This window comes from Marinilactibacillus sp. GCM10026970 (genome assembly GCF_042660675.1).
Lineage (GTDB): Bacteria > Bacillota > Bacilli > Lactobacillales > Carnobacteriaceae_A > Marinilactibacillus.
Genome location: NZ_JBHSUL010000002.1, coordinates 156483 through 180709, shown reverse-complemented (window position 1 = coordinate 180709; position 24227 = coordinate 156483). Strand labels below are relative to the sequence as shown.

Annotated in this window: 16 protein-coding genes; 3 read left to right on the top strand and 13 right to left on the bottom strand. The window is 40.4% G+C overall.

The genetic code is table 11. The features are described 5' to 3' along the window. Position 1: 1 nt before the first annotated feature. The 11 genes from ACFP65_RS01180 to ACFP65_RS01130 all read right to left on the bottom strand — a co-directional run bounded on the left by ACFP65_RS01180 (position 2) and on the right by ACFP65_RS01130 (position 10528). Positions 2–469, bottom strand: coding sequence for a hypothetical protein (locus ACFP65_RS01180; RefSeq protein WP_379915121.1), 468 nt, complete (start codon positions 467–469; stop codon positions 2–4). After that, positions 454–1320 (bottom strand): ABC transporter permease, encoded by an 867-nt coding sequence (locus ACFP65_RS01175; RefSeq protein ID WP_379915119.1) that lies wholly within the window; start codon positions 1318–1320, stop codon positions 454–456. The genes ACFP65_RS01180 and ACFP65_RS01175 overlap by 16 nt, the downstream gene beginning before the upstream one ends. A gap of 110 nt (positions 1321–1430) precedes the next feature. After that, positions 1431–2579 carry an extracellular solute-binding protein gene (locus tag ACFP65_RS01170; protein ID WP_379915117.1) on the bottom strand — a complete coding sequence of 383 codons (1149 nt, stop codon included), beginning with the start codon at positions 2577–2579 and terminating at the stop codon, positions 1431–1433. A gap of 5 nt (positions 2580–2584) precedes the next feature. Continuing rightward, positions 2585–3562, bottom strand: a complete 978-nt coding sequence (locus ACFP65_RS01165; RefSeq protein ID WP_379915115.1) for an ABC transporter ATP-binding protein — start codon at positions 3560–3562, stop codon at positions 2585–2587. A gap of 41 nt (positions 3563–3603) precedes the next feature. After that, the gene (locus ACFP65_RS01160; protein ID WP_379915113.1) at positions 3604–4512 is read right to left on the bottom strand and encodes an ABC transporter permease; all 909 of its coding nucleotides are present in this window, start codon (positions 4510–4512) and stop codon (positions 3604–3606) included. Beyond that, positions 4487–5176 (bottom strand): glycerophosphodiester phosphodiesterase, encoded by a 690-nt coding sequence (locus tag ACFP65_RS01155; RefSeq protein ID WP_379915111.1) that lies wholly within the window; start codon positions 5174–5176, stop codon positions 4487–4489. The genes ACFP65_RS01160 and ACFP65_RS01155 overlap by 26 nt, the downstream gene beginning before the upstream one ends. A 216-nt stretch (positions 5177–5392) precedes the next feature. Further along, a complete protein-coding gene (locus ACFP65_RS01150; RefSeq protein ID WP_379915109.1) occupies positions 5393–6127 on the bottom strand; it encodes a glycerophosphodiester phosphodiesterase in 735 nt (244 codons plus the stop codon). Next, positions 6124–7275, bottom strand: coding sequence for an ABC transporter ATP-binding protein (locus ACFP65_RS01145; RefSeq protein ID WP_379915107.1), 1152 nt, complete (start codon positions 7273–7275; stop codon positions 6124–6126). Before ACFP65_RS01145 ends, ACFP65_RS01150 begins: the two co-directional genes overlap by 4 nt. 20 nt (positions 7276–7295) lie before the next feature. Next, on the bottom strand, positions 7296–8675 hold the full coding sequence (locus tag ACFP65_RS01140) for an ABC transporter substrate-binding protein (protein ID WP_379915105.1): 1380 nt from the start codon (positions 8673–8675) through the stop codon (positions 7296–7298). A gap of 40 nt (positions 8676–8715) precedes the next feature. After that, entirely contained in the window at positions 8716–9615 is a 900-nt protein-coding gene (locus tag ACFP65_RS01135; RefSeq protein ID WP_379915103.1) for a carbohydrate ABC transporter permease, read from the bottom strand. Between the two features lies 1 nt (position 9616). Continuing rightward, positions 9617–10528 (bottom strand): carbohydrate ABC transporter permease, encoded by a 912-nt coding sequence (locus ACFP65_RS01130; RefSeq protein WP_379915101.1) that lies wholly within the window; start codon positions 10526–10528, stop codon positions 9617–9619. A 228-nt stretch (positions 10529–10756) separates the two neighbouring features. Here ACFP65_RS01130 and ACFP65_RS01125 point away from each other — a divergent pair, with 228 nt between their 5' ends. Beyond that, a complete protein-coding gene (locus ACFP65_RS01125; protein WP_379915099.1) occupies positions 10757–11392 on the top strand; it encodes a glycerophosphodiester phosphodiesterase family protein in 636 nt (211 codons plus the stop codon). Then, complete coding sequence (locus ACFP65_RS01120; RefSeq protein ID WP_379915097.1) at positions 11393–11641, top strand: hypothetical protein; 249 nt, start codon at positions 11393–11395, stop codon at positions 11639–11641. It begins immediately after the preceding gene. 175 nt (positions 11642–11816) lie between these two features. Here ACFP65_RS01120 and ACFP65_RS01115 read toward each other — a convergent pair whose 3' ends face one another. Beyond that, on the bottom strand, positions 11817–12932 hold the full coding sequence (locus ACFP65_RS01115) for an SDR family oxidoreductase (protein ID WP_379915095.1): 1116 nt from the start codon (positions 12930–12932) through the stop codon (positions 11817–11819). Between the two features lie 219 nt (positions 12933–13151). Between ACFP65_RS01115 and ACFP65_RS01110 the strand changes: the two genes are divergently transcribed. Beyond that, positions 13152–13844 carry a class A sortase gene (locus ACFP65_RS01110; protein ID WP_379915093.1) on the top strand — a complete coding sequence of 231 codons (693 nt, stop codon included), beginning with the start codon at positions 13152–13154 and terminating at the stop codon, positions 13842–13844. Positions 13845–13936: 92 nt separating this feature from the next. Here ACFP65_RS01110 and ACFP65_RS01105 read toward each other — a convergent pair whose 3' ends face one another. Beyond that, the gene (locus tag ACFP65_RS01105) at positions 13937–24199 is read right to left on the bottom strand and encodes an adhesive domain-containing protein (RefSeq protein ID WP_379915091.1); all 10263 of its coding nucleotides are present in this window, start codon (positions 24197–24199) and stop codon (positions 13937–13939) included. Positions 24200–24227 lie beyond the last annotated feature (28 nt).

Sequence of the window (24227 nt, the reverse complement as noted above, 5' to 3'; positions counted from 1 at the left end):
CTTATCTTTCCACCTCCACTTGTACGGACACATTAACTTCTTTGGTCGCGATACAATGCGCATTCAACTGAATTTCCCAATCGCCTGCATCTATAGCTTGTTTGACAAAGCCTTTGTCAGATCCATGCTCAGATATGACAATTGTTTGGCGGTTCTCTTTTCTGTGATGTGCGCCTATGTAAGTCTCTTCATAGTTCAGCGAAAGTGTAATCAAATTTTTGAGTGGAAGATATCGTTCTATATTCCCCCATTTTTTCTGTTCGCCTTCTGGTACAAAGCGTTGTAAAGCAGCTAAAATTTTCTCTTTTGCTACTTCCTCTTCTGCTTCATCCGGGTCGTAAGCAAAATGAATGGTGAGCTTACTAGCTGGTTCAATCACGTCAAATGGTAGTTTAATATTGGTTTGGTGGTGATCTTCCGTTAACTGAAGTTCTCGTCTTAGAATCGTTTCTTTCATGATTTTTCCCATTCCTGTTCTCTCATATTGTTGTAAATATATATGCCGGCAGAAACCGAGCAAATTAGGAACATAATAACAGAGAGTGCTGCTGCTTTTTCATAGTCCATATAGCTATTAAACTGATCATATAGTGCAATACCTAACATTTTAGGTGCATTCCCACCCATAAGGTATGGCGTTGTAAAGGACCCTACATTACTCATAAAAACAAACGTTACAGCAATGAGCGCATCTTTATAAGATAACGGAAAAATCATTTTCCAGAAAATCATCCATTTATTCGATCCTACATCTTTAGCACTATCAATAATGGCATCTTGAATACCTGAAAGAGCAGCTAAAATAATCAAAGTAGCAAACGGAATATTAAACCATAAATTCATCAAAATAATGCCTCTATAGTTATACATCCAGCCCAATTGAATTTCGATTCCAATAATTTGACCTATACGACTGATGACACCCGAATCTCGTATAACCATGATGACTGAGTAGACAGCTACCATTCCAGGTATAAACCTTGGTAATAAGTTCATTGCCGCCATCCACTCACTTAATTTTGAATCACTGAACCTAATATATAGAGCCATAATGTAACTAAACAAGATTGTAAGAATGACAGTAGCCAATACGATTCCTAATGTGTAAATAAGATTGCTTTGCTGCAAGGGATTTGTTAAAAAGTAAAGGTAATGCTCCAATGTAAATGCGCCGGTTTCTTTAACCTGAAAACTACGTATTACAGAATTCATGATAGGATAGATGACGAATATCGTTACAACTAGCATAGAAGGTGCAACCATGATATAAGGTAACATCCATTTGTAGTTTTGATGATTTCTTTTGTTTGGTTCGACCAATTTCTTCCCCTCTTTCTAACGTCATACACCTTCCGAACGATTCCTCCCTCGAAGGTCTGAATCGAACTGAAGGTGTATGCGAGATAGTTATACAATTTTCTATGATGAGGTTAGTCTAGTGGTGCGATTTCCTCATCCCATCTTTCTGTTAATTCTGTTCCTAGAGTTCCTGTACTTGTTACACGGAATTTTGAAATATCTAGTCCTTCTAATAAAGTTTTATTATTTGAATCAAAATCACTACTATCAATTAATGGAATAGCTGCCATCTGATCCAGTAAGATTTCTTGTACTTCTTTTGATACCATAAAGTCCATTACAGCGTGGCGAGCTTCGTCGCTGGCTTGACCAATAGATGGCATTGAAAGAGCATCAACATTTCCCGTAAATGCAGGATCTATTTGAGTGATCTTGATAGATTCTGGCAATGTACCTTCACCTAATTGTTGAATGGACATATCTGCCCAAGCAGGAATCATATCGACTTCTTGTGCAGCCAATAAATCAAGTGTTCCTTGGTTTGTATTCGGGTAAATCGTTTGTCCACCTGTTTGATACAAGTAAGGATGTAGCTCTTCTAACAAATCAAACCCTTGATCCCACTCCGTTTTCCACTCAGGATCGTCAGACGTTAACGCTTCTTCAGGTAAGAAGTTATAAACAGACGTTGCTACAAACGAAGAACCCGCTCCACCAGAACCTGGACTGTTATAAGAAAAGCGTCCTGGATGATCTTTGATCCATTGATACAATTCTTCAGATGTTTGAGGTGGTGTTTGAACAACGTCAGAGTTGTAAGCTAAAACAACCGTTGTTCCTCGGTAAGGTAATAGATATTCTTCTCCCACAGCTACAGAAGATATTAAGTTTTCTGCGTTTGGAACTTTACTGAAATCAATTGGATCAAACAAATTTTCGTCAGATTCTGATATGTAAGAAGCATATTCAGCATCAGATAGTAAGACCATATCAAAATCTGTGTTCTCTTCTCCAGCTTCATAAGCAGCTAACAATCTATCTTGAACACTTTGAGCTCCAGCACCTGACAAAACAAACTCTACGTTTAATGAATAGTCTTCTCCATATTCACTATCATTGAACGCTGTCTGAATTTCACTCATGGCCTGACGTACATTGTCGGACCCTCCAGCCCAAAGTGTTACTTCGTTGGGTGAACCTTCACTAGCTCCTCCAGCCATATTACATCCAGCTAATAATGCTGCACACGCAAATACTGATAATCCCCATTTTTTATTCATTCTATTTATGCTCCTTTTTTATATAATTGAAATTTTTTAATATCGAAGAAAACCTCTTGTCTTTCACTTAACTGAGTTGCTTGCTCCCTTGGTACAAAAGCTTTAATGACTAAACCTTCGTAGTCAATCAATACAGATGCATAATGTCCTAGCATCATAATAGATTGCACGATACCTCTAAATTCACTAGCTTCTGACTCAGTAATCTTAATATCTTCTGGTCTGAATGCTTTACTGCTGTTATCTACTTCTAAGAAATTCATTTGACCAATAAAAGAGGCCACATAAGCGTCTTTTGGTGCATCGTAAATCTCAGACGGGGTTCCAACTTGTGCCATTTCACCTTTATTCATAACAACGATACGGTGAGAAAGCGCCATAGCTTCTTCTTGATCATGGGTTACAAATACAACTGTGATATTTAATTCTGATTGTATTCTCTTTAACTCTTCACGCATCTGCATTCGAATTTTTGCATCCAAGGCAGAAAAAGGTTCATCAAGTAAAAGGACTGCCGGCTTCAGTAATAAAGATCTGGCTATCGCAATTCTCTGCTGTTGTCCGCCTGATAACTGGGTAGGATATTTTTTCTCAGTTCCTTCCATTTTCAACAAAGCGAGCATTTCTGTTATATCTTTTTTGATTTCTTTTGCTGGAATTTTTCGTAATTTCATCCCAAAAGCCAGGTTCTCGTACACCGTCATATGTGGCCAGAGGTTATAACTCTGAAAGACCATGCCCGTCGGACGCTTTTCTGGTGAAAGGGTTGTGACATCTTCTCCGTCGATTTTCACCTTCCCTGATGTCACTTCGTTGAAGCCACCTAAAACTCTTAAGATCGTTGTCTTTCCACATCCAGATGGACCTAATAGTGTTAGAATTTCTCCTTCATAAATATCTAAGTTCACATCTCTAACGCCATCTCCATTAGGATAGGTTTTGAAAACTTGTTCGATTTGTACTTTAACTGGTTTTTGTGACAATATCGTTACTCCTGTTCTTTCCAAATAGTTTATTTAACGTGTTAATTGATTTTGATCCCTTTTGAAAGTGCTTTTGGTCCTATATATTTCCTGAATAAGAATAAAACAATCGCAGAAGGAATCATTAGGATAAGTGCAAATACGGCTCCTGCAGCTGGTGGATAAGAAAAGATGATGCCATACATAGAGGTCGCCATGGTTTGGACTTTCGGGAATCCTACTAAAAGCGTTCCTTGTGCTTCATCCAGTGAACCTAAAAATGTGTAAATTGACGCAATGGCTATTCCGGGAGCTGCTAAGGGGAGTGTCACTTTCATAAACGTTCTAAAAGGCCCGGCACCTACATCGCGAGCCGCTTCCTCTTGCTGTTTATGCACGCTTCTGAAAGCACCCGCGGGCAACCAGACCATAAACATCAATGTATTAATTAAATGAATGATTAATACTCCTTGGAAAGTCCCCATTAAATTCAAGCGATAAAACAAAATACCTATAGATGTATATAATCCAATTTTTGGAAAAGCGTTTGAGAATAAAAAAGAAAACATAATCATTTTTTTGCCTTTGAAATCAAATCTTGCTAAGGCATAAGCAGCTGGTAAGCAAATGATTAGTGATAATGAAGTACTTAAAAATGCAATCAAGAATGAATTTACAATGGAATCAATCAAATTCTGCTGGCTTAAAATAAAGTCCCACCATTGAAGTCCGAATTCTCTTGGGATAACATCGGGAAACTGGTAAACATTGGCGAAGGCTAGCATAAATGTATTCATCAAGGGGCCATAAAAGATTAATAGAAACACAGAGAAAATGATGAATTCAATGAATTTCTTTCTACCGACTGCGTAGTAGAATCGTCTAGGATTCAACATTTTAATCATGTCTACAAAACCCATTGAAATACTTGAAACAATATATTTTTTACGGTCTTTCGGTAAATTGGCCAATCTGTTGTCTAGCTCCCTTCTTTTCTATATATTCAAGCGTTCGCTTGCTTGTGACGTTGTACAACTCTTGTTGTTCAAATGCTTGAATCATTTCTAAATTATCTACTGTCCATACAGATAGTTGGATATTATTCTGATGGCAGAGCTCGATCCACTCTTTTGTGCAGAATCCATAGTAAAGGTTCAAAGTATGTAATTTATACTTTTTACAAAAATAATGGAGTACATCGAAATGAGCTTTCTTCAGTTCTTGTATTTTGTAGATATTTGGTAGACAATTTTCAATATTGTAGAGTATTTTGTCTCTATCCCAGATAGAAAGATGAGAAGGTTCAACCGTTCCTGAAAAGAGCACTTGATCAAAAAGATTTCTCTTTTCTGCAGTCCACTGAACTTCTGCTTCCAATCCTTTTTCTTTTAAATCACAGTTGATGAGTATTTTAGAACTTCTTTTGGAAATATGCTTGAATGCAGCGTCTAATTCAAGTAGACAATTCGTTGAATCCATAGAACTAATGGCATCATGACTTAAATAAAGTTGACCATTTTGAGCACGTCTCACATCTATTTCAAGGCAATCCACATTGTAGTCAATCATTTTATCAAGAAATTCTAAACTATTATTCGGTGTACCATCACTTCCAGAATGAGCGGTCAGTAACATTTATGATTCCTCCCTTTCTTTAACTGTATGTTCAGTATAAAAACCGGCTGTAAAGATTCCTCCCTTTCTTTTGTTAATTCCCATATCTCTACTTTATAGATTGTGTAAATTCGCCACATTTTTGTGTGCTTTTGTGGATATTCTTGAATTTTTGAATAGACAAAAAAGTAGAGGATACATGCTAGTGCACGTATCCTCTACTTTTTCTTTATTGTCTCAAGTTGACAGATTACCTTGTATTTTTTTCAATCTATCAGGATAATCTGTTATGATTCCATAAAGTTTGGCGGCTTCCGCTTTTTCTAAATCAGATTCTTCGTTAATCGTCCACATGTTTATTTTCAGACCAAATTGATGGATCTGTTCAATGACTGTCTCGTTTAGCTGACTTGCCACTGGATGAAAATAATCCATCCCTATATCAACGGCTTTTTGAATCGTTTTTTCACTACAATCAATCGTCAGCAAGCCCGTTTGAACGTCAGATTCTAACTGCTTCACTCGAATCATATTCTCAACGTAAAAAGAAGATATAATTATTTTTTCCTTTATATCGAACTGCTCTAATAGTTCAAGTACTTTCTGTTCCAGACCTGTTGGATCACCCGAAGCTGTTTTCAGTTCAATATTGGTAACTATTCCTGTGTTCGATACCCAGCTTAAGTATTCTCGAAGTGTAGGAATGTTTTGGTCTTGTATTTCCGCATTCTTTTGGGAGTGTACAGATAGTTTTTGAAGTTCTGAAAGGGTAAACTCTGTTAAAGTCCCTTTTCCATTCGTCAACCGTTCCAGTGTATCATCATGAAAGATGACTACTTCTCCATCACTCGTTAACTGCACATCCAGTTCAATACCATCAGCTCCTGCTTCAACTGCTTTTTCAAAAGCAAGCATGGTATTCTCCGGAAACTGACCACTGAACCCTCTATGTGCGAAGTTTAAACTACTCATGATACTAGCACCTCCTCTTTAGATGTTTCTTCTGATTCAAATGGCATACGAAGTAACGATTGTTCGGTCTCTTGGTCGAATAAATGCCATTTATTGAAATTGACTTTCAAGTGCACCAAATCTCCATAAGCAATTTCTGCATCTGAAGGAACTCTAGCAATCATTAACTGTTCTCTGTCTTCTACATGGAAAAAGATATAGGTATCGCTCCCCATGTTTTCAACATTTTCTACCGTTACACTAATGGTTTCGCCGTTTTCATCTTCTGAAAGTTCGAACGCTTCCGGTCGGACACCTGCATAGACAGGTTGCGTTACCGCTTGTTTTGGGAGTCTGTTTTGAATACTACTCCCCATCGTCATGCTTTGGTTCTGGAAGTAGATATAACTTTTATCATCTTCCACATGTAAAGTAGTAGGAAAAATATTCATCTGAGGACTACCAATAAATTCTGCAACAAATTTCGTCTTTGGAAAAGCATATAGATTCAGCGGTGTATCCACTTGTTCTAAATGACCATCATTCAAGACAACGATACGATCGCCCATTGTCATTGCCTCTGTTTGATCGTGCGTAACATAGATAAACGTTGTCTGTAGTTTCCTGTGTAATTTAACGATTTCAGAACGCATAGCTACTCGAAGTTTGGCATCCAGATTCGATAATGGCTCATCTAGTAAAAACACTTTAGGATTACGAACCATAGCTCTGCCTAATGCGACTCGTTGACGCTGACCGCCTGAAAGTGAAGCCGGTTTTCTACTAAGATACTCCGTTAGTCCTAGCACTTCTGCCGCTTCTCGAATACGCTCGTCTCGTTCTTCTTTTTTGATTTTTTGCATCTTCAAAGAAAAGCCAATATTATCGTAAATCGTCATATGAGGATATAACGCATAATTTTGAAAAACCATTGCGATATCGCGATCTTTAGAAGGCATATGGTTCACTAATTGATTTTCAAAATATAAACCACCATCAGAAATTTTTTCTAATCCTGCAATCATTCTTAAAGTCGTTGACTTCCCACAACCAGAAGGTCCAACAAAAACAACAAATTCTTTATCTTTGATTTGTAAGTTCAATGGCTTTACTGCGACTGTGTTATCATCATAAACTTTACTGACCTGTCGCAATTGTACTTCTGCCATACCTGCACACTCCTTTTGAATTATTCTGGGGAATTCACTAAGTTATAGTTTTCTAGCGCTTCATTGATTTGATCAGCCATTTCTTGAGCAGCTGCTTCGGGAGTAGATGAACCATTCAACATATTCTCAATTTCATTTTCAACGATTTGACGTGCTTCAGGGAAGACGCTTAGGAAAGCTCCTTGAGATTCTGGATTAGAAGCATGTAACTGATCAATCGCTGTCTGGAATTGAGGGAAATTCTCGATATTTTGTTTAAAGACTTCTTCTTCATGAGTTGCTGTTGTAATCGGGAAGTACCCAGTTGCAGAAGCCCATTCAGCTTGAATTTCAGGTGAAATTAGATATTTGATAAACTCCCAAGATGCTTGAGCTTTATCTGAATCTTCATTATCAAGAGCCCATACAGATGCACCACCGATAGATACGCCGCCTTGATCTTCTTCAGAAATGGAAGGAAGATAAGCTGTTCCCACTTCAAATTCTCCGCCAACTTCACTAAGAATCGAAGAAAGACTTGCAGTTGAACCAATCATCATGGCTGATTGACCAGATACGAATTCAGTAGATCCTCCGTCACGACCTACATTTGGAGCTGCATCAGATTCATAAAGAGCATACCATTCTTCAAGTACATTTTGCATTGCACCATTCTTGATAAATTCGACTTCAGTTGGAATCGCCTCACGACCATTTCCATTGTTTGCGAACTCAAGTCCTTGCTTCGCAATAAATTGTTCTACGAACCAGCCATAAATATTCAATGAAATCGGCATTTGTGCACCTGCTTCAGTTAAAGCATCTTTCATTTCACCAATTTCTGCTAGAGTAGTAGGTGCTTCTTCAATTCCAGCTGCTTCAAACATGGCTTCGTTATAGTAAAGAACTGGTGTAGAAGAATTAAATGGCATAGAATACAAGTTATCTGCTACTGTGTAATACGCAGCAATGTTCGGTTCGATTTGAGAAATATCGTAATCTTCTGAATCAATAAATTGTTGCATCGGAATCGTCAAGTCAGAATCAATCATATAACGTGTTCCAATATCATAAATTTGTACGACATCAGCATCTAAATTCCCAAGTGAAGCACTTCTTAATTTTGTAATCGCATCATCATATGTACCTTGGAATTCAGATACAACAGTAATATCTTGATCATTTGTTTCATTGAAATTATCTACGATGGCTTCAAGCGCTTCTCCGCCAGCACCACCCATTGCGTGCCAGAATGTGATCGTTTGACCTTCGGCTGAAGCATCTTCTGTTACAGTATCTGATAATTTAATGCCTGCGTCTTCTGCCTGTGCTTCTGTTTCAGCGTCCCCCGCACATGCTGCAAGTGCTAGTAAACTTGTTGCTGATAAAGCCAGTGTTTGAATCCATTTTAGTTTCTTCATTTTAGTTGTTTCTCCTTTTTTGTGTTTTAGTTTTAATGGGTTAACCTTTTACTGAACCTGAAAACAAGCCTTTGACAAGTGATTTCTGTCCGACAACAAAAATCAGTAGTGAAGGAATCAATACGATAACGACTCCTGCAAGCATGAGCACAATGGATTGTGAATCGACACTGTTCATCATGCTTACACCTATCTGCACTGTTCGTGCATTATCAGAACCCGATACGAGTAGTGGCCACATATACATATTCCAAGCATTGATAAAGGCATTTACAGATACAGCCCCAATAGCTGGTTTGCTTAGTGGTAAAAGAATCTGAAAAATGAAGCGCAGATTACTACAGCCATCTATTTTAGCTGATTCATATAGTGCAATCGGAAAACTTTTAAAAAATTGTCTGAACAAAAAGATGGTCGTAGCCGATGTCAGAAACGGTACAATCAAAGCTGGAAAACTATCCAACCATCCCCACTGACTGATTTGCAGGTAATTGGAGACAATCGTCGCTTCTCCCGGTACCATCAAGGTGGCTAGAACTAAAGCGAATATCACTTCTTTTCCTTTTGACTCTAAAAATTCAAAGGAAAATGCTGCGAGTGCTCCAGAAACTAATTGTCCCCCCGTAATACTCAATGACACAATAAATGAGTTGAATATATATCTACCTAAAGGTGCTGCTTTAAAGGCATCTCTGTAATTAGAAAACTGCCAAGCTTCTGGTAAAAACTGAAACTCTGAAGTATAAACTTCTGATGGTGACTTCAATGACATTGTCACCGCATATAGCAATGGAAAAAGTACGACACTGACCAATACAATGTTGACTGCTAGTAACGCAAATTTTGTTAGATTTTCTTTCATTTCTTGTTTTTTGATCAATGCCAGTTGTTCTTCGTCCATTACAAATGGTTGTGTATTTTCTTCTATATGAACCGCCAACTTAAGTCTCCTTTCTCTGCGTTCTGAACATGAGCACAGTTAAGATAGATATGATAATAAATAAAATAACTGATTCTGCGGAAGCTAGTCCGAACCGGAAATTCTGAAAAGCATTGCGGTAAATATCATGTACAATAACATTTGTTGATTGTCCTGGTCCTCCAGAAGTTAAGATTCTGATTTGTCCAAACGATTGGAAAGCTCCGATAATATTAACAACAATGACATAGAAAGAAATATGTTTTAATCCAGGCAACGTGATATAGAGAAATTGATTCCATCCATTTGCCCCATCAACTGATGCACTTTCATACAAGCTACCATGAATATTTGACATCCCTGCACTAAAGTACAAGAAATTGATCCCACTGTTCAGCCAGCCTGTTAAGACCGCTACACTTAATAGAGCCCACTTTGGATCTGCTAGCCAGTTGATATTTGTTCCTAGTAGTTGATTGACTGCTCCGATATTCTGATTCAACATAATCCCAAACACCATAGCGATTCCGCTGGAAGCAATCGCCATAGGCATCGCATATACAGTAGAAAAGAATCGGAGTCCTGGGAACGTTTTATTACATAAAACTGCTGTTAAAAATCCAAATCCCATTCCAATTACCAATACGATCATCACGTATTGTGCAGTGACCAGCAAGCTGTTCATGAAAGACTCTGAGGTCATTAAGTCGGTATAGTTTTTAAGTCCTATAAATACTTTTTCAATACCACGGTTGTCTGTTAAAAACATACTTCGGTATATCGTTCGCAAGAATGGCCAGTATGTAAACATAAAAAAGATACCAATAGCAGGTATTAAATACATATAAGGTTCTACAGACCATTTGCGTTTCTTGTCTTTTTGATTTATCCTTTTTCCTTTATCTGTAATGAGTGGTTGTTGATTGAGTTGCATAGCGTTCCTCCAATTAAAAGTCCGTATTCTATTTCTCAACAGGCTAATCTTAACAAGACTATGTAAAATTCTTGCCAATCTCCTTTGGTATTATTGTTAAGATTGTAAAGTTTCTTTATCTATATATAAGTTAAGTATGATTTGTAAAATTAACGTGAATAGACTATATATCCTGTCTTTAATACGCTATGCTAATAGTTCACCCCCTTTGACAGGAGAAATGATCTAATGTTTCGTAAGTATTTTTCTATTATTGTAGTAGCTTTGCTAGGTATCGGTACTGCGTTTTTCTTCTATAAAAATACCCTTTCTGAGAAACGACCTACTTCTTTACCAGATGATTTTGTCTTAATTGCTCATAGAGGCGCCAGCGCATACGCGCCTGAGCATACGCTGCCTGCTTTTCAAATGGCATACGATTTAAATGCTGATTATCTTGAAATTGATTTACAACAAACAAAAGATGGCGAACTCGTCATCTTACATGACGAAACACTTGATAGAACGACTGATGGTACCGGGCGCGTTAGTGACTTTACTTATGAAGAACTAAAAACCTTAGATGCAGGTACTTGGTTCAACGAAGCTTATCCTGACAAAGACAAAGCATATGAACAATTTGAGGGATTGCCTATTATCCGTCTAGAAACTCTTTTTCAAGAATATGGGCTGAATGCCAACTATTATATTGAAACGAAGAGTCCTGAGATTTATCCATATATGGAAGAAAATTTATTGAATCTTTTAGACCAATATCACTTGTTAGATGACGCTGGAGATGCGCAAAAGCTTTTACTTCAATCTTTCAGTGAAGAAAGTCTTCAAAAAATTCATCAATTGAATCCTGAGATTTCTTTGATTTAGTTGTATCATTTCAAAAATACTTCCGCACAGTTAACGAGTGATCAGCTAGCATCTGTTGCCTCTTATGCTAGCGGAGTTGGGATCAACTATGCCGCTTTAAACACAGACTTTTCAAATAGTCTTGCTTCAAAAGACTTACTTTTGCATGTTTACACGGTTAACTCTTTTGAAGAAGGTCTTGATGCTTATGGTATGGGCGCTGATGGGATTTTCACTAACACTCTAAAAGAATTCAAACCTACTGACTAAAAAGCGTATGTAACATATAAATGGTTTAAATGCATTGAGTGCTCGTTTTCTACTCATCTATTATTGATTGAGTTAATCCTTTACTTTGAAAGTACTTGATTGACCGTATATCGTTAGAGAGTGAACGCAAAAAAGCCAGAATAGCTTGAGTTCAGCTATCCTGGCTTTTGTTTTCTTAAAAGAAGCTTTTTTTGAGCTTTTTGATTTCCATTACTTTTTTGACTTCCATTGCTTTTTTAACTTCTATCACTTTTAATGCCGCTACTGCAGCTCCAATTGCCACAAGTCCAATAGTTGAAAGTGCAGGATGTTTTTTTGCTTTAACCATAAGGCTTTTCGGTCTATGCCAACCTAAATTTGCTCCGCGTTCGTAAAGATCTTCTTTTGGTTCAAATAAATTTCCTGCTTCTGGAGCTGGAGACGACTGATTCTCGTCGTAATTTGTTTGGAATGTATTGATTTCCATCAGTTTATCCGTGATTCTTGGATGAACCATCCCGAAGATAGAAAAGAATTTCGCTTGTGTACCTACATACATGTCGCGTGTAGGATGTTCAGCTACATGTAAAATCGCTTCTGCAACACTTTCTGGCGGGTAGACAATTCCTTTATGTGTCGGTTTTTTATCGATATAGCTAGTTGCATGATCTGTATACGGTGTATCTATTCTGGCTGGGTGTATCTGAGAAACAACGACCGGCGCATGCTCTTTTTCAAGTTCCATACGAATCCCATCTGTAAATCCTCTGATAGCATGTTTACTAGCAGAATAAATTGACTGTACTGGGAAAGCACGATTGCCGACGACACTCCCTAAATTGATAATTGATCCTGGTTCTCCTTTTTCTTTGTAATGTGCAACGGCTTTTCTAGTTCCGTATACGATACCCCAGAAATTAATATCAAAAAGATGACGCATATCTTCTACTGGTATCTCTGCAGAATATCCATATAACGCTACCCCTGCATTATTAACCCAAGTATCAAAGCCACCGAAGTGTCCAATAGCTCTATCTGCAATTTTATCAATATCTTCTTCCTTAGAAACATCTGCCACTACATATACAGACTCTGTTCCCCTTACTTTCAACTCTTTTTGAAGAATGTTCAACGCCTCTTCATTTCGAGCCGCAAGTACTAATTTTACACCTTGTTCCGCTGCCATTCTCGCAGTAACAAGTCCAATTCCACTTGTTGCTCCAGTGATTACCATTACTTGATTTTTTAATTTTTTCAATTTCAACTTCATACTATTTAAGGGCATTCCTGTATCTATCGTTCTCTGATCCATTATAAAGTCCTCCTTAAGAATTTGTTCATCTAATTTACACTTATCTTAAGGAAAAAATGTAGACGTATACAACTAATACGCTTAAAGTAACGGATATTATTTCATTTATAATTAAAAACCTCTTTTTCTTTTCGTACGTTCACTTTTTCTAACACATATGTCCATTAAATACTGTATACTGTGTATATCGTCATAATCTAAATCTAAAAGGTGAGATACATGTCTGATAAAACAAAATCTAAAATCATTTCTTTTCTTGCTGCTTTTTTACTTATTATAGGCCTTATGTTCTTAGCTGCAGAACCTTTGCAAAATTTTTTAGTGCAACGAAGGAGCGCAGAAACGTTAACAGTTACTACATCTGATATAGAACAAAACCTTTCTTATGCAGATGGGAATTTTGATTTTGAATCCGTTGAGGAAGTCTCTATCACAGATGTCCTCAAAGCGCAGTTGTCTGCTTCAGATTTACCTGTGATTGGTTCGATTGCCATTCCGGAAGTTGGCTTGCACCTTTCTATTTTAAAAGGTCTCTCAAACAACAACCTTTTGACTGGCGCAGGAACGATGAAGCAAAATCAACAAATGGGACAAGATAATTATGCACTGGCAAGTCATAATATGAAGGATCCCACTTTACTATTTGCACCTCTTCACAGGGCCGAAATAGGTATGAAAGTTTATCTGACAGATGCTTCAAATTTTTACGTGTATGAAATTGTTACCCATAAAATCATTGATCCCACGCAAGTTTCTGTAATCGAAGATACAGATGAAGCCTTGGTCACCTTGATTACCTGTAACTATGATGGTGATAAACGACTTTTAACTCAGGGTACATTACTTGATACTATTCCTGTTGACGAATCAGAAGAAATTGCTTCCTATTTTTATTTAAACGAATCAATCTAATTCAATTTCATTTCATGCTAAAAAGCCACTACCCTAAGATTTCAGGGTAATGGCTTTTTTAGTCTATGCTCACTTAATTTAGTCTACTATTTTTACGCTTTATTTTTTCTTTTTCTATTTTTGAAGAACAATGCTCCTGCAAGTCCAATCAATCCTAAACCAATTGCTGTCAGAGTGATTGTATCTGCGCTAGAAGTCTGAGGTAAGAATCCACTAGGTCTAGACGATGGTCCACGAACACTATCTCTACCTGGTACGGTTCCAATCTGTCCTCTTCCTGCTGACATAACCACTGTATCACTCATCATTTCTTCACCGTCTCTTGTAATCACAGTGTAAACTCTGATGATTTCTCCTGAAGCGACTGGTCTTCCTAAAGGAATATTGAAGCTTCCATCAGCATTGACGGGTCCTCTGATAACTGTTCCATCAGGTAAGACGACTACAACTTCGATTTCAGAGCCTTCTGGGAGTTGAGATGGCGGTGTAGTTGTTCCACCAACTGAAGTATCCCCTGGTCTGATTGGATTGACTACTGGTGTTCCCGGAACGCCTGGTTGTCCTGGTGTTCCCGGTCCTCCCGGTTGTCCTGGTGTTCCTGGTGTTCCTGGTCCTCCCGGTTGTCCTGGTGTTCCCGGTCCTCCCGGTTGTCCTGGTGTTCCTGGTCCTCCTGGTTGTCCTGGTCCTCCCGGTTGTCCTGGTTCGCCTGGTCCTCCTGGTTCGCCCGGTTCACCCGGTTCACCCGGTTCACCTGGTTCACCTGGTTCGCCTGGTACCAAGCCAGCTACCGTTGCAAACGCTGGAAGGCTCATTCTCATTTCCTCTCCGTTGAAAGCAACCATTCTAACTGTAATCCAACTTCCAGGAACCAAATCAATTCCATCTAATGATAATCTAAAGAATCCATCTTCATCTACTAGAACTCTAAATGTTTCATCATATCCTTCAATCGTAATATATGCCCATAATTCCGTTCCTTCAGGCAGATTGGATGCAATATCTGGTGTTCTACCAACTAATTCAGTTGAATTTTCAAATACTGGTCGAATTGTAGGAACGGCCGGTTCAAAATCAGCCCATTCGTTACCTGGTTCCTCTGGATCTACCGGTACTTCTCCTGCACCTACTGTTATTACAGATGGCATACTGGAAACTGTTTCGTCTCCATTCATCGCTACGATTTCAACATTTAGCAAATCTCCTGCAGTTAACGTTACACCGTTGAGAGAGAAAGCAAATGTTCCATCTGGATTAACCATGACCATAAATACTCTTCCATCTGGTAGTGTCAGTCTGGCAAACAGCACTGTTCCTTCTGGATAACGATCTAGTGTATCAGTTGTTCTACCTGTTAGAACTGTAGAGTTTTCAGTTACCGGATCGATTGCCGGAATGAATGGTGTGATGCCATCGAAAATACCTTCATCTGGTTCTTCTTCTCCGGGTTCTTCTTGACTAGATCCGATAGTCACTTCGGCTGGCAAGCTTTCTACTCTGTCACCGTTATATTCTCCTACGATGATAACCGAGATGGTATCTCCTGGTTCTAACTCTCTACCTTCTAGATCTATTTCAAATGTTCCATCTTCGTTGACAACACCTGTTAAGACTTCTCCATTTGGCAATGTCACTTCAACAGTGAGCGTAGCACCTGCCGGTAAACTAGATGGTAGGTTTGGCGAACGTCCTGTAATGGTTTCAGAATCTTCTGTAATTGGATCTACAGCTGGAACGCCTGGAACAAAGTCTGCCCATTCATCAACTGGATCTACAATTTCTGGTCCAACAGTAACAGTTGAAGGATCACTTGTTTTCGTTTCATCTCCTCTAGAAGCTTCGATAACAACTGTGATTGTGTCTCCTTCACTCAGCTCGACATCGATTGGTACAGTAAACGTTCCATCATCATTTACAGGAACTCTTACTTCTTCTCCGTTAGGCAATGTTACGACGACTTCCAGTTCTGTTCCTTCTGGAAGGTTCGCTGGAATATCTGGTGTTGAACCTGTGATTTCTTCTGCGTTTTCTGGTACCGGATTAACTACTGGAATTGCTGGAGTATAGTTATCCCAAGCATCATCCTCATCAAGTGCACCTGCAGTGACAGTTACAATAGAAGCCCCACTGGTTATCGGATCATTTCCCTCTCTTGAAGCAATGATTACGACTGAAAGTAAGTCGCCTTCTTCTAGAGCCACGCCTTCTAGTGGGAATTCGAATGAGCCGTCTGGATTTACTACTACATCAATTTCAGTACCATCTGGCAGCGTAAGAACAGCTGTCAAAGTTGTACCTGTTGGTGTATTTTCTGGTGTATTTGCTGTAAATCCTGTTAGTAAGGTTGAATCTTCTGTTACTGGATTCAAGCCTGGAATCGCTGGTGTAAATGCCGCCCACTCTTCATCCGGATCAACTGGATCAGTAGGATCGACTGGATCAATTACACCTGAACCAATCGTGATTGTAGCAGGAGTACCTGTAGCTGTTTCATCTCCTAGTGTCGCAACAATCGTTACTGTAATCGTTTCTCCTTGTGTTAATTCAATCCCATCTAACGGTAAACTAAACGCTCCATCAACGACCGGTACCGTTTCAGTTCCACCTCCTGGTAACGTAATCACCGCGTTGAGTACTGTTCCTTCAGGAAGATTGGCTAAGATATCCGGTGTTGTTCCTGTCAATTCAGTAGAGTCTTCTGTTACTGGATTAACAGTCGGTACCGCAGGAATATAATCTCCCAATCCGGGTGCTGGTTCTGGATCGACCGGATCAACCGTACCTGTACCAACAGTCGTACTAGCTGTACCACTGAATCTTGGTTCTTCCCCTTCTCGTTCCGCTCTTATCGTTGCTGTAATAATTGACCCAGCTTCGAGTGAGCCTGCTGGAACTTCAATAGTGAAGACTCCATCTACAACGTCTGCTTCAACTTCTCCAATTCCTGGAATACTGAGTACTGCAAACAGTGTTGCATCCGCCGGTACTGCATCTCCAACATCTACTGTATTCCCGCTAACAACTGTCGAATCAGCATCCACTGCATTAAGTGTCGGAGTCGCTGGTGTATAAGCCTCCCACGCTTCATCTGGATCTTCTGGAAGTGGATCCGGTGTCCCTTCACCAATTGTAATAGTAGCTGGCGCACTAGTTAATGATTCTTGCCCTTCTAACGAAGCCGTAACGGTTGCAGTAATCGTTTCTCCCGCTACGAGTGCCGCACCTGCAAGTGACGTACTGAATGTGCCGTCTGCTGCGACCGTCTCAGTAACTGTTCCTAATCCTGGAATAGTGAAAGTGACTGTCAGTACTGTTCCTTCTGGATAAGTTCCTGCAATATCATTTGTGCTACCGTTTAAAACTGTGGAATCTTCTGTAACTCCTGCTAAACTAGGAATCGCCGGAGAGTATCCTAACCACGGATCAGCCGGTTCCTCAGGTTCTTCTGGAGTACTTGGACCACTTGATCCTACTGTTGTTGTAGCTGGTAAACTGACTTTCTCTTCTCCTTCACGGACAGCAAGGATGGTTGTTAAAATTTCTTGTCCTGGTGTTAAAGCATTTCCTTCCAAATCAACTGCGAATGATCCATCTTCTCCAACTGGCGCTGTAAGCGTACCTCCGCCTGGTAAAGTTACTACCGCAGTTAAAACTGTACCTGCTGGTACTTCCCCTGGTCGATTCTCAGTTGTTCCTGTAACGGCCGTAGATGCATCCGTTAATGGATTAACTGTCGGAACAACCGGATTGAACGCTTCCCATTCTTCGTCTGACGGATCTTCTGGAACTACTACAGTACCTGTAGCAATTGTAGTAGTCGCTGCTGGACTGTCAATTCTTTCCCCAGCTCTTTCAGCAAAGATTAATGTTGAGATAGTCTCCCCTACTGGTAAAGTTTGTCCTTCAAGCGATACAGCGAACGTTCCGTCTGCTGCTACCAGAGTGTTCAATACCGTACCATCTGGTAAAGTAACTTGAGCATTTAAAGTTGCGCCTTCCGGCAATAATCCTGGAGTATTCAGTGTAGAACCTGTCAGTTCGACAGAATCTTCTGTTACTGGATTGACTGTTGGTGTTGCCAGTACTAAATTATCCCATTGATCGTCTGGATCTATTGCACCTGTACCGATTGTGATTGTAGAAGCTGGACTTGTTCTGGTCTCGCCATTTCTACTCGCAACCACGGTAACAGATATCGTTTCTCCAGCAGTCAATGACTGACCAGCTAGCGAGAATTCAAAGTTACCAAGTTCATCTATTGTAGCGTCTACTTCAGTTCCATCTAGTAAAGTTGCAACTGCAGTTAATGTTGTCCCTTCAGGTGCATCACCTGGTAAATTCAGTGTTGTTCCTGAAAGTACAGCCGAATCTTCTGTTACTGGATTTAAGAATGGAGTAGATAGTTCATAATTTTCCCAAGCTTCGTCTGGATCTGTTGGTTCTTCCGGATCAATTGCTCCAGCTCCAACCGTTGTTGTTCCGATCCCACTTGAAATCTCTTCTCCACCTAATGCTCCAAAGATCTGAACGGAAACTGTTTGCCCTTCAAGTAACTCAAAGTCTCCTAAAGGTGCTGAGAACATGCCTGCTTCGTCTACATCTACTTCTAGTGTACTTTCATCAGGTAATGTAATGACTGCTCTTAACACAGCACCTTCTGGAACGTTAGCAGCGATATTTCCAATCATTCCGCTAACCTCTGCTGAATCCTCTGTTAAAGCATTCAATGTTGGAACACCTAGAACGAAGTCTCCCCATGGATTTTCCGGATCTACTTCTCCTGGTGTTACTGTACCTTCTGCAGGTGTACTTGAACGTGTTTCGCCTTCTAAAGTAGCAACCGTTCTCACTTCGAACGTATCTCCAACCGCAAATACTGTATCTGATAAGTCAAATGTGAAAGTACCATCTTCACCAATATCTGCTGTAACGATTGGTCCATCTGGTAGTATTCTAAATTGAGCTACCAATCCTACACCGTCTGGTAAGTCGCCTGGAATATCAGCTGTTGTGCCTGTTAATGAAACAGCATCTGCGGATAATGTACCTACTGTTGGTGTACTTGGTAAGAATCCTTGCCAGTCAGGTGTATCTGGATCTGTCGGCTCTTCATCTTCGCCTGCTGCTACAACGGAAACAGCTGTAGGACTGGTTGATGTTACTCCATCTAAAGTACCCACTATTTCAACTGCTACGATATCTCCCTCAGATAATTCTAATCCGTCGAGATCATAAACGAATGTACCGTCTGGTAATACTGGTGTTTGAACAACCGTTCCATTTGGTAGAGTGATATACGCAGTAGACTCCGCGCCTTCTGGAACATCTTCTGGTGCGTTACCAATTGCTCCACTAATGGTGTCTGAATCTGCAGTTAATGGCTCAATAACTGGTAAACCAAATTCGAAGTCTCCCCATGGATCCGCTGGTTCTTCATCTTCTCCTGCTAATACTGTAGTAGAGGCTACGCCACTTGATAAGCTAACACCTTCTAGAAGTCCTGTAATTTGAACAGAAACTTCGTCCCCTTCAACTAGTACACGATTACCTAGTGATACTGAGTACGTTCCATCGACTACTGGGGCTGTCAATACTTCTCCGCCAGGTAGTGTAATACGAGCTGTCAGTACGGCACCTTCTGGAATATCCGCAACATCGTTACCGATGACTCCGCTAATGACTCCAGTATCTTCTGTCACTGGATCAATGGTTGGTAAGCCAAACTCAAAGCCTGCCCAAGGATCTGCTGGCTCTTCATCTTCTCCTGCTAGTACTGTTGTTGTTGCCGTAGGACTTGTAGCTGTCGCGCCTGCAAGATTCCCTACGATTTGAACAGAAATTTCTTCGCCTTCAGCTAGCGTTACTCCACCTAATGAAGCTGTAAATGTTCCATCTGCTGCTAGAGGTGCTAATAGTATATCTCCATTTGGCAATGTGATTTCAGCTGTCAAATCTGCTCCTGCTGGAACATCTCCAATTGGATTTCCGATGGCTCCGGTGATGGTTACGGAGTCTTCTGTTACAGCATCAATAATTGGCGTGCCAAATTCGAAGTCTGCCCATGGATCTGCTGGTTCTTCATCTTCTCCAGCCAATACTGTTGCTGTTGCCGTGCCACTTGTTGAAGTTACCTCATCAAGGGTTCCAACAATTTGAACAGCGACTGTTTGACCTTCAAGTAATGCTAAGTCTCCAAGTTCATAAGTGTATGTTCCATCTTCTGCTACATCTACTTGAACAACAGCACCATTTGGTAAAGTAATAGAAGCTACTAGCGTGGCACCTTCTGGGATGTCCGCAATATCATTACCAATTGCTCCAGTAATGGCCTCGGAATCTTCAGTTAATTCATCGATGGTCGGTAATTCAAATGTGAATCCTGCCCATGGATCTGCTGGCTCTTCATCTTCTCCGGCTAATACTGTTGTTGTTGTTGGTGCACTTGTCGCTGTTACGCCTCCAAGTAAACCTACAATCCGTACAGATACAATGTCATCTTCTTCAAGCACATTGCCCGCAAGTGACGCTGAATACGTTCCATCTGGCAGTACTGGGGCATTGATCGTTGTTCCACCTGGTAGTGTAATTACCGCTGTCAATTGTGCTTCCGCTGGAATTTCTTCTACTGGATTTCCAATCGATCCACTGATAATTTCTGAATCTTCACTTAGTGGCGCAACTGTTGGTGCTTCTAGCGTGATTCCTTCCCACGGATCTGCTGGCTCTTCTACTTCTCCAGCTAGTACCGTTGTAATTGTTGGTGCGCTTGTCGCTGTTACGCCTCCAAGAACTCCTACGATTCGTACAGAAACAATGTCATCTTCTTCAAGCACATTGCCTGCAAGTGATGCTGAATACGTTCCATCTGGTAGTACCGGGGCATTTATAATTGTTCCACCTGGCAATGTGATGACAGCCGTTAATTGTGCCCCTTCTGGAATTTCTCCAATTGGATTTCCAATTGCCCCATTAATGATTTCAGAATCTTCACTTAGTGGCGCAATTGTTGGTGCTGCTAGCGTAATACCTGCCCACGGATCAGTTGGCTCTTCTACTTCTCCAGCTAATACCGCTGTTGTTGTCGGTGCACTTGTCGCTGTTACTCCTCCAAGTAATCCTACAATTTGCACTGAGACAATATCATCTTCTTCAAGTTCAATTCCAGCAAGTGATGCTGAATACGTTCCATCCGGTAACACTGGGGCATTAATAACTCCCCCGCCCGGTAGCGTAATTACAGCTGTAAGTTGCGCTTCATCTGGAATATCTTCTACTGGATTTCCAATCGTTCCACTGATGATTTCGGAATCTTCACTGAGTGGTGCAACCGTTGGTGCTCCAAGTGTAATACCTGCCCATGGATCTGCTGGTTCTTCAACTTCTCCAGCTAGTACTGTAGTCGTTGTTGCTGCACTTGTCGCTGTCACACCTTCAAGTACCCCAACAATTTGTACAGACACAACGTCACCTTCTTCAAGCACGTTTCCTGCAAGCGATGTTGAATAGGTCCCATCGGCTGATACCGGTGCTTGCACTACTGTTCCATCTGCAAGTGTAATGAAAGCCGTCAATTGAGCGCCTTCTGGTACTTCTGTAATTGGATTTCCGATTGCTCCGCTGATAACTTCAGAATCTTCGCTGAGCGTTGAGATTGTTGGTGCTGCTAAAGTGAAACCTGCCCATGGATCTGCTGGTTCTTCAACTTCTCCGGCTAATACCGTTGTAGCTGTTGGTGTACTCGTAATGCTCACACCTTCAAGCACTCCGATGATTTCAACAGTAACAATATCATCTACGCTTAACTCATTTCCTGCAAGTGACACCGAGTACGTCCCATTCGGTGATACTGGTGCAGTTAATACGGTTCCGTCCTCTAAAGTAATTGAGGCCGTTAATAAAGCACCTTCTGGTATATCAGCAATTGGATTTCCAATCGCTCCTGTAACAATTTCAGAATCTTCACTAAGTGGTTCAATCGTTGGAGCGGCTAACGTAAAGTCTCCCCATGGATCTGCTGGTTCTTCTTCTGCTGGAAGAATAACATCGAAGTATACATCGCTGTCTCGGAATTGACCATCTGCTGTTGATGCTCTAATAATAGAAGCAAAATCAGCGCCTTCTGGTAAGTCAATTTCAGATACATCAAATGTAAAGCTACCATCTGCTTGAATTGTCGCAGACAAAATTTCACCATCTGGTAACACTCTCATGAGTGCTATGAATTCAACTCCATCTGGTAAATCTTCTGGTAAATCTGTTGTTGTACCAGATAACGTTGTAGAATTGGTTCTCAATGTTCCAAGTGTAGGCGTTGCTGGTACAAACCCATCAAGTGGATCTGCTACAGTTACCGTTCTTTCCACAACTGTACTACTTCTTGTTTCGTTACCTAGTCTAGCTACAATTGAAACGAAAACAACGTCGTTTTCTAGAAGGGTATAGTCGCCCGTATCAATCGTAAAACTACCATCTTCGCCTACAGGTGTTTCAAATGCCCCAATTCCAGGTACGAATCCTTGAGCAAATAATGTAACACCATCCGGTACTTCACTTGGTAAATCTGTTGTAGAACCGGAGATTTCTGTAGAACCTGCTAAGATGACATCTTGAACAGTTGGAGCAACAGGACTAAATTCTTGCCAGTCCGGCTCTTCTGGTTCTTCTGGCTCTTCAACCGCTGGACCCACTACTCTTAAGGCAGCGTCCCCTGTTCGAACATCTCCCTCTAAAGTAGCACGAATAGAGATACTGAGTACTTGCCCTTCTTCTAAAGCAAGACCCGTAAGATCAAAGTCGAACGTTCCATCTGGATCGACTGTTACCGTTAAAGGTGTAGCGCCTTCAACATCAATTTGCAGAATCGCTTCAAGCACTGTTCCTGCCGGTATTGCATCCAAATCATCTGTCACGTAACCAGATAATGTTGTTGAGTCTACTGTTACTTCTTCTGTTGTCGGCACTCCTGGAGTGTATCCTTCCCAGTCAGGTCCTTCTGGTTCTTCAACTACCGCAACAATTGTGGTTGTTGGTGTACTGACTAACGTACCTGCTGGGTTTGTCGCGCTGATAACAGTCGAAACGACTTCATTTCCTACAAGTGTATTATCTCCTAAAGGAATCGTGAAGCTACCGTCTTCCCCAACAACTGCAGATAGACTTGTTCCATCTGGCAATGTTGAAATAGCTGTTAAAATAACGTCGTCTGGTATATCTATGTCCGTTGTTGTACCTGTAATTTCAGTTGAATCTTCGGATAATGGATCAACTGAAGGAGCAGCTGGACTAAATGGCCCTTCTAGAACAACCCCATCAAATATATAAGTTACAAAAGGGGCTTCCGTTTGAACATCTGTCAAGATATCGATATCTAGTAAAGCTGGACCTGTAAGAGAAACGACTGCAGCTCGTATATCCGCTGTTTCTACGTCCGGATCAGCGACCGTCACGCCTCTTAATCTAAAGAATGAATTTCCACCAATATTAATATCTACTGTTTGAGTCAAAATATTATTGGTACCAGCCACAATACCATTCACTAATGGTATAACTGTTGTCGTAACTGTCCCAGTAAGTGTTCTAAGAAGAGGATTAACTAACGCACCTAGCAATGGATTGGTTAATCTTAAGCCATTGATTGCGGCAGTTAATTCATTTAAGATATTAATGTAATTTTGTTGAATAGCTTGTCCTACACCCTCTGTAAATTCTGCTGTTAATACCACAGAACCATCAGGAGCCGTTCTTTCAATGACTGGAACTGTTGCATTATAAGGTAAAGTTAATGCTGTTTGAAGTGCTGTAACGGCTCTGTTTAGTCTGCCGATTCCACTAACACCTAAACCTTCGCCAACGCCCCCGAGTAATGCTACTAAGCTATTCGTTGTAGTCACAACTCCATCTAACTCTGTATTGTTAAGAGCATCTATGGTATTCGGAAGCAATAGATTGATGTTGATATCTACTACTGCGCCAGTTGTCTGGATTTCGTCACTTAATTCTGGCGGAATAACAAATACAGCTGTTTTAGGATCTAGTAAATCAACTTCTATTCCCCCAGCTTGTCCACGCAGTGTTACGTCTAAATCATAGTTACCTTCTTCATTTTGAGAAATTCTAGTCCCTTCTGCTTCTGCTACACCAACATTACTTTGTAGCGTACTGCCTGCGCCAAGTAGACTGATGTCGGCTAATGCTGCATTCACTTTTTGGTCTGAAAAACCAACAAACTGTCCATTTTGAAATAGCGGAGCAATCGGTTGAAAAGCTAACGTCGTTGCGATGGCTGTATAAGATGCTCTTTTAACATATTTAGTTACTTTTTTATTTTTCACTTTTTTCGTTCGAGTATACTTTTTCAATTCTTTATCCTCCTTCAAAACTCTTGCT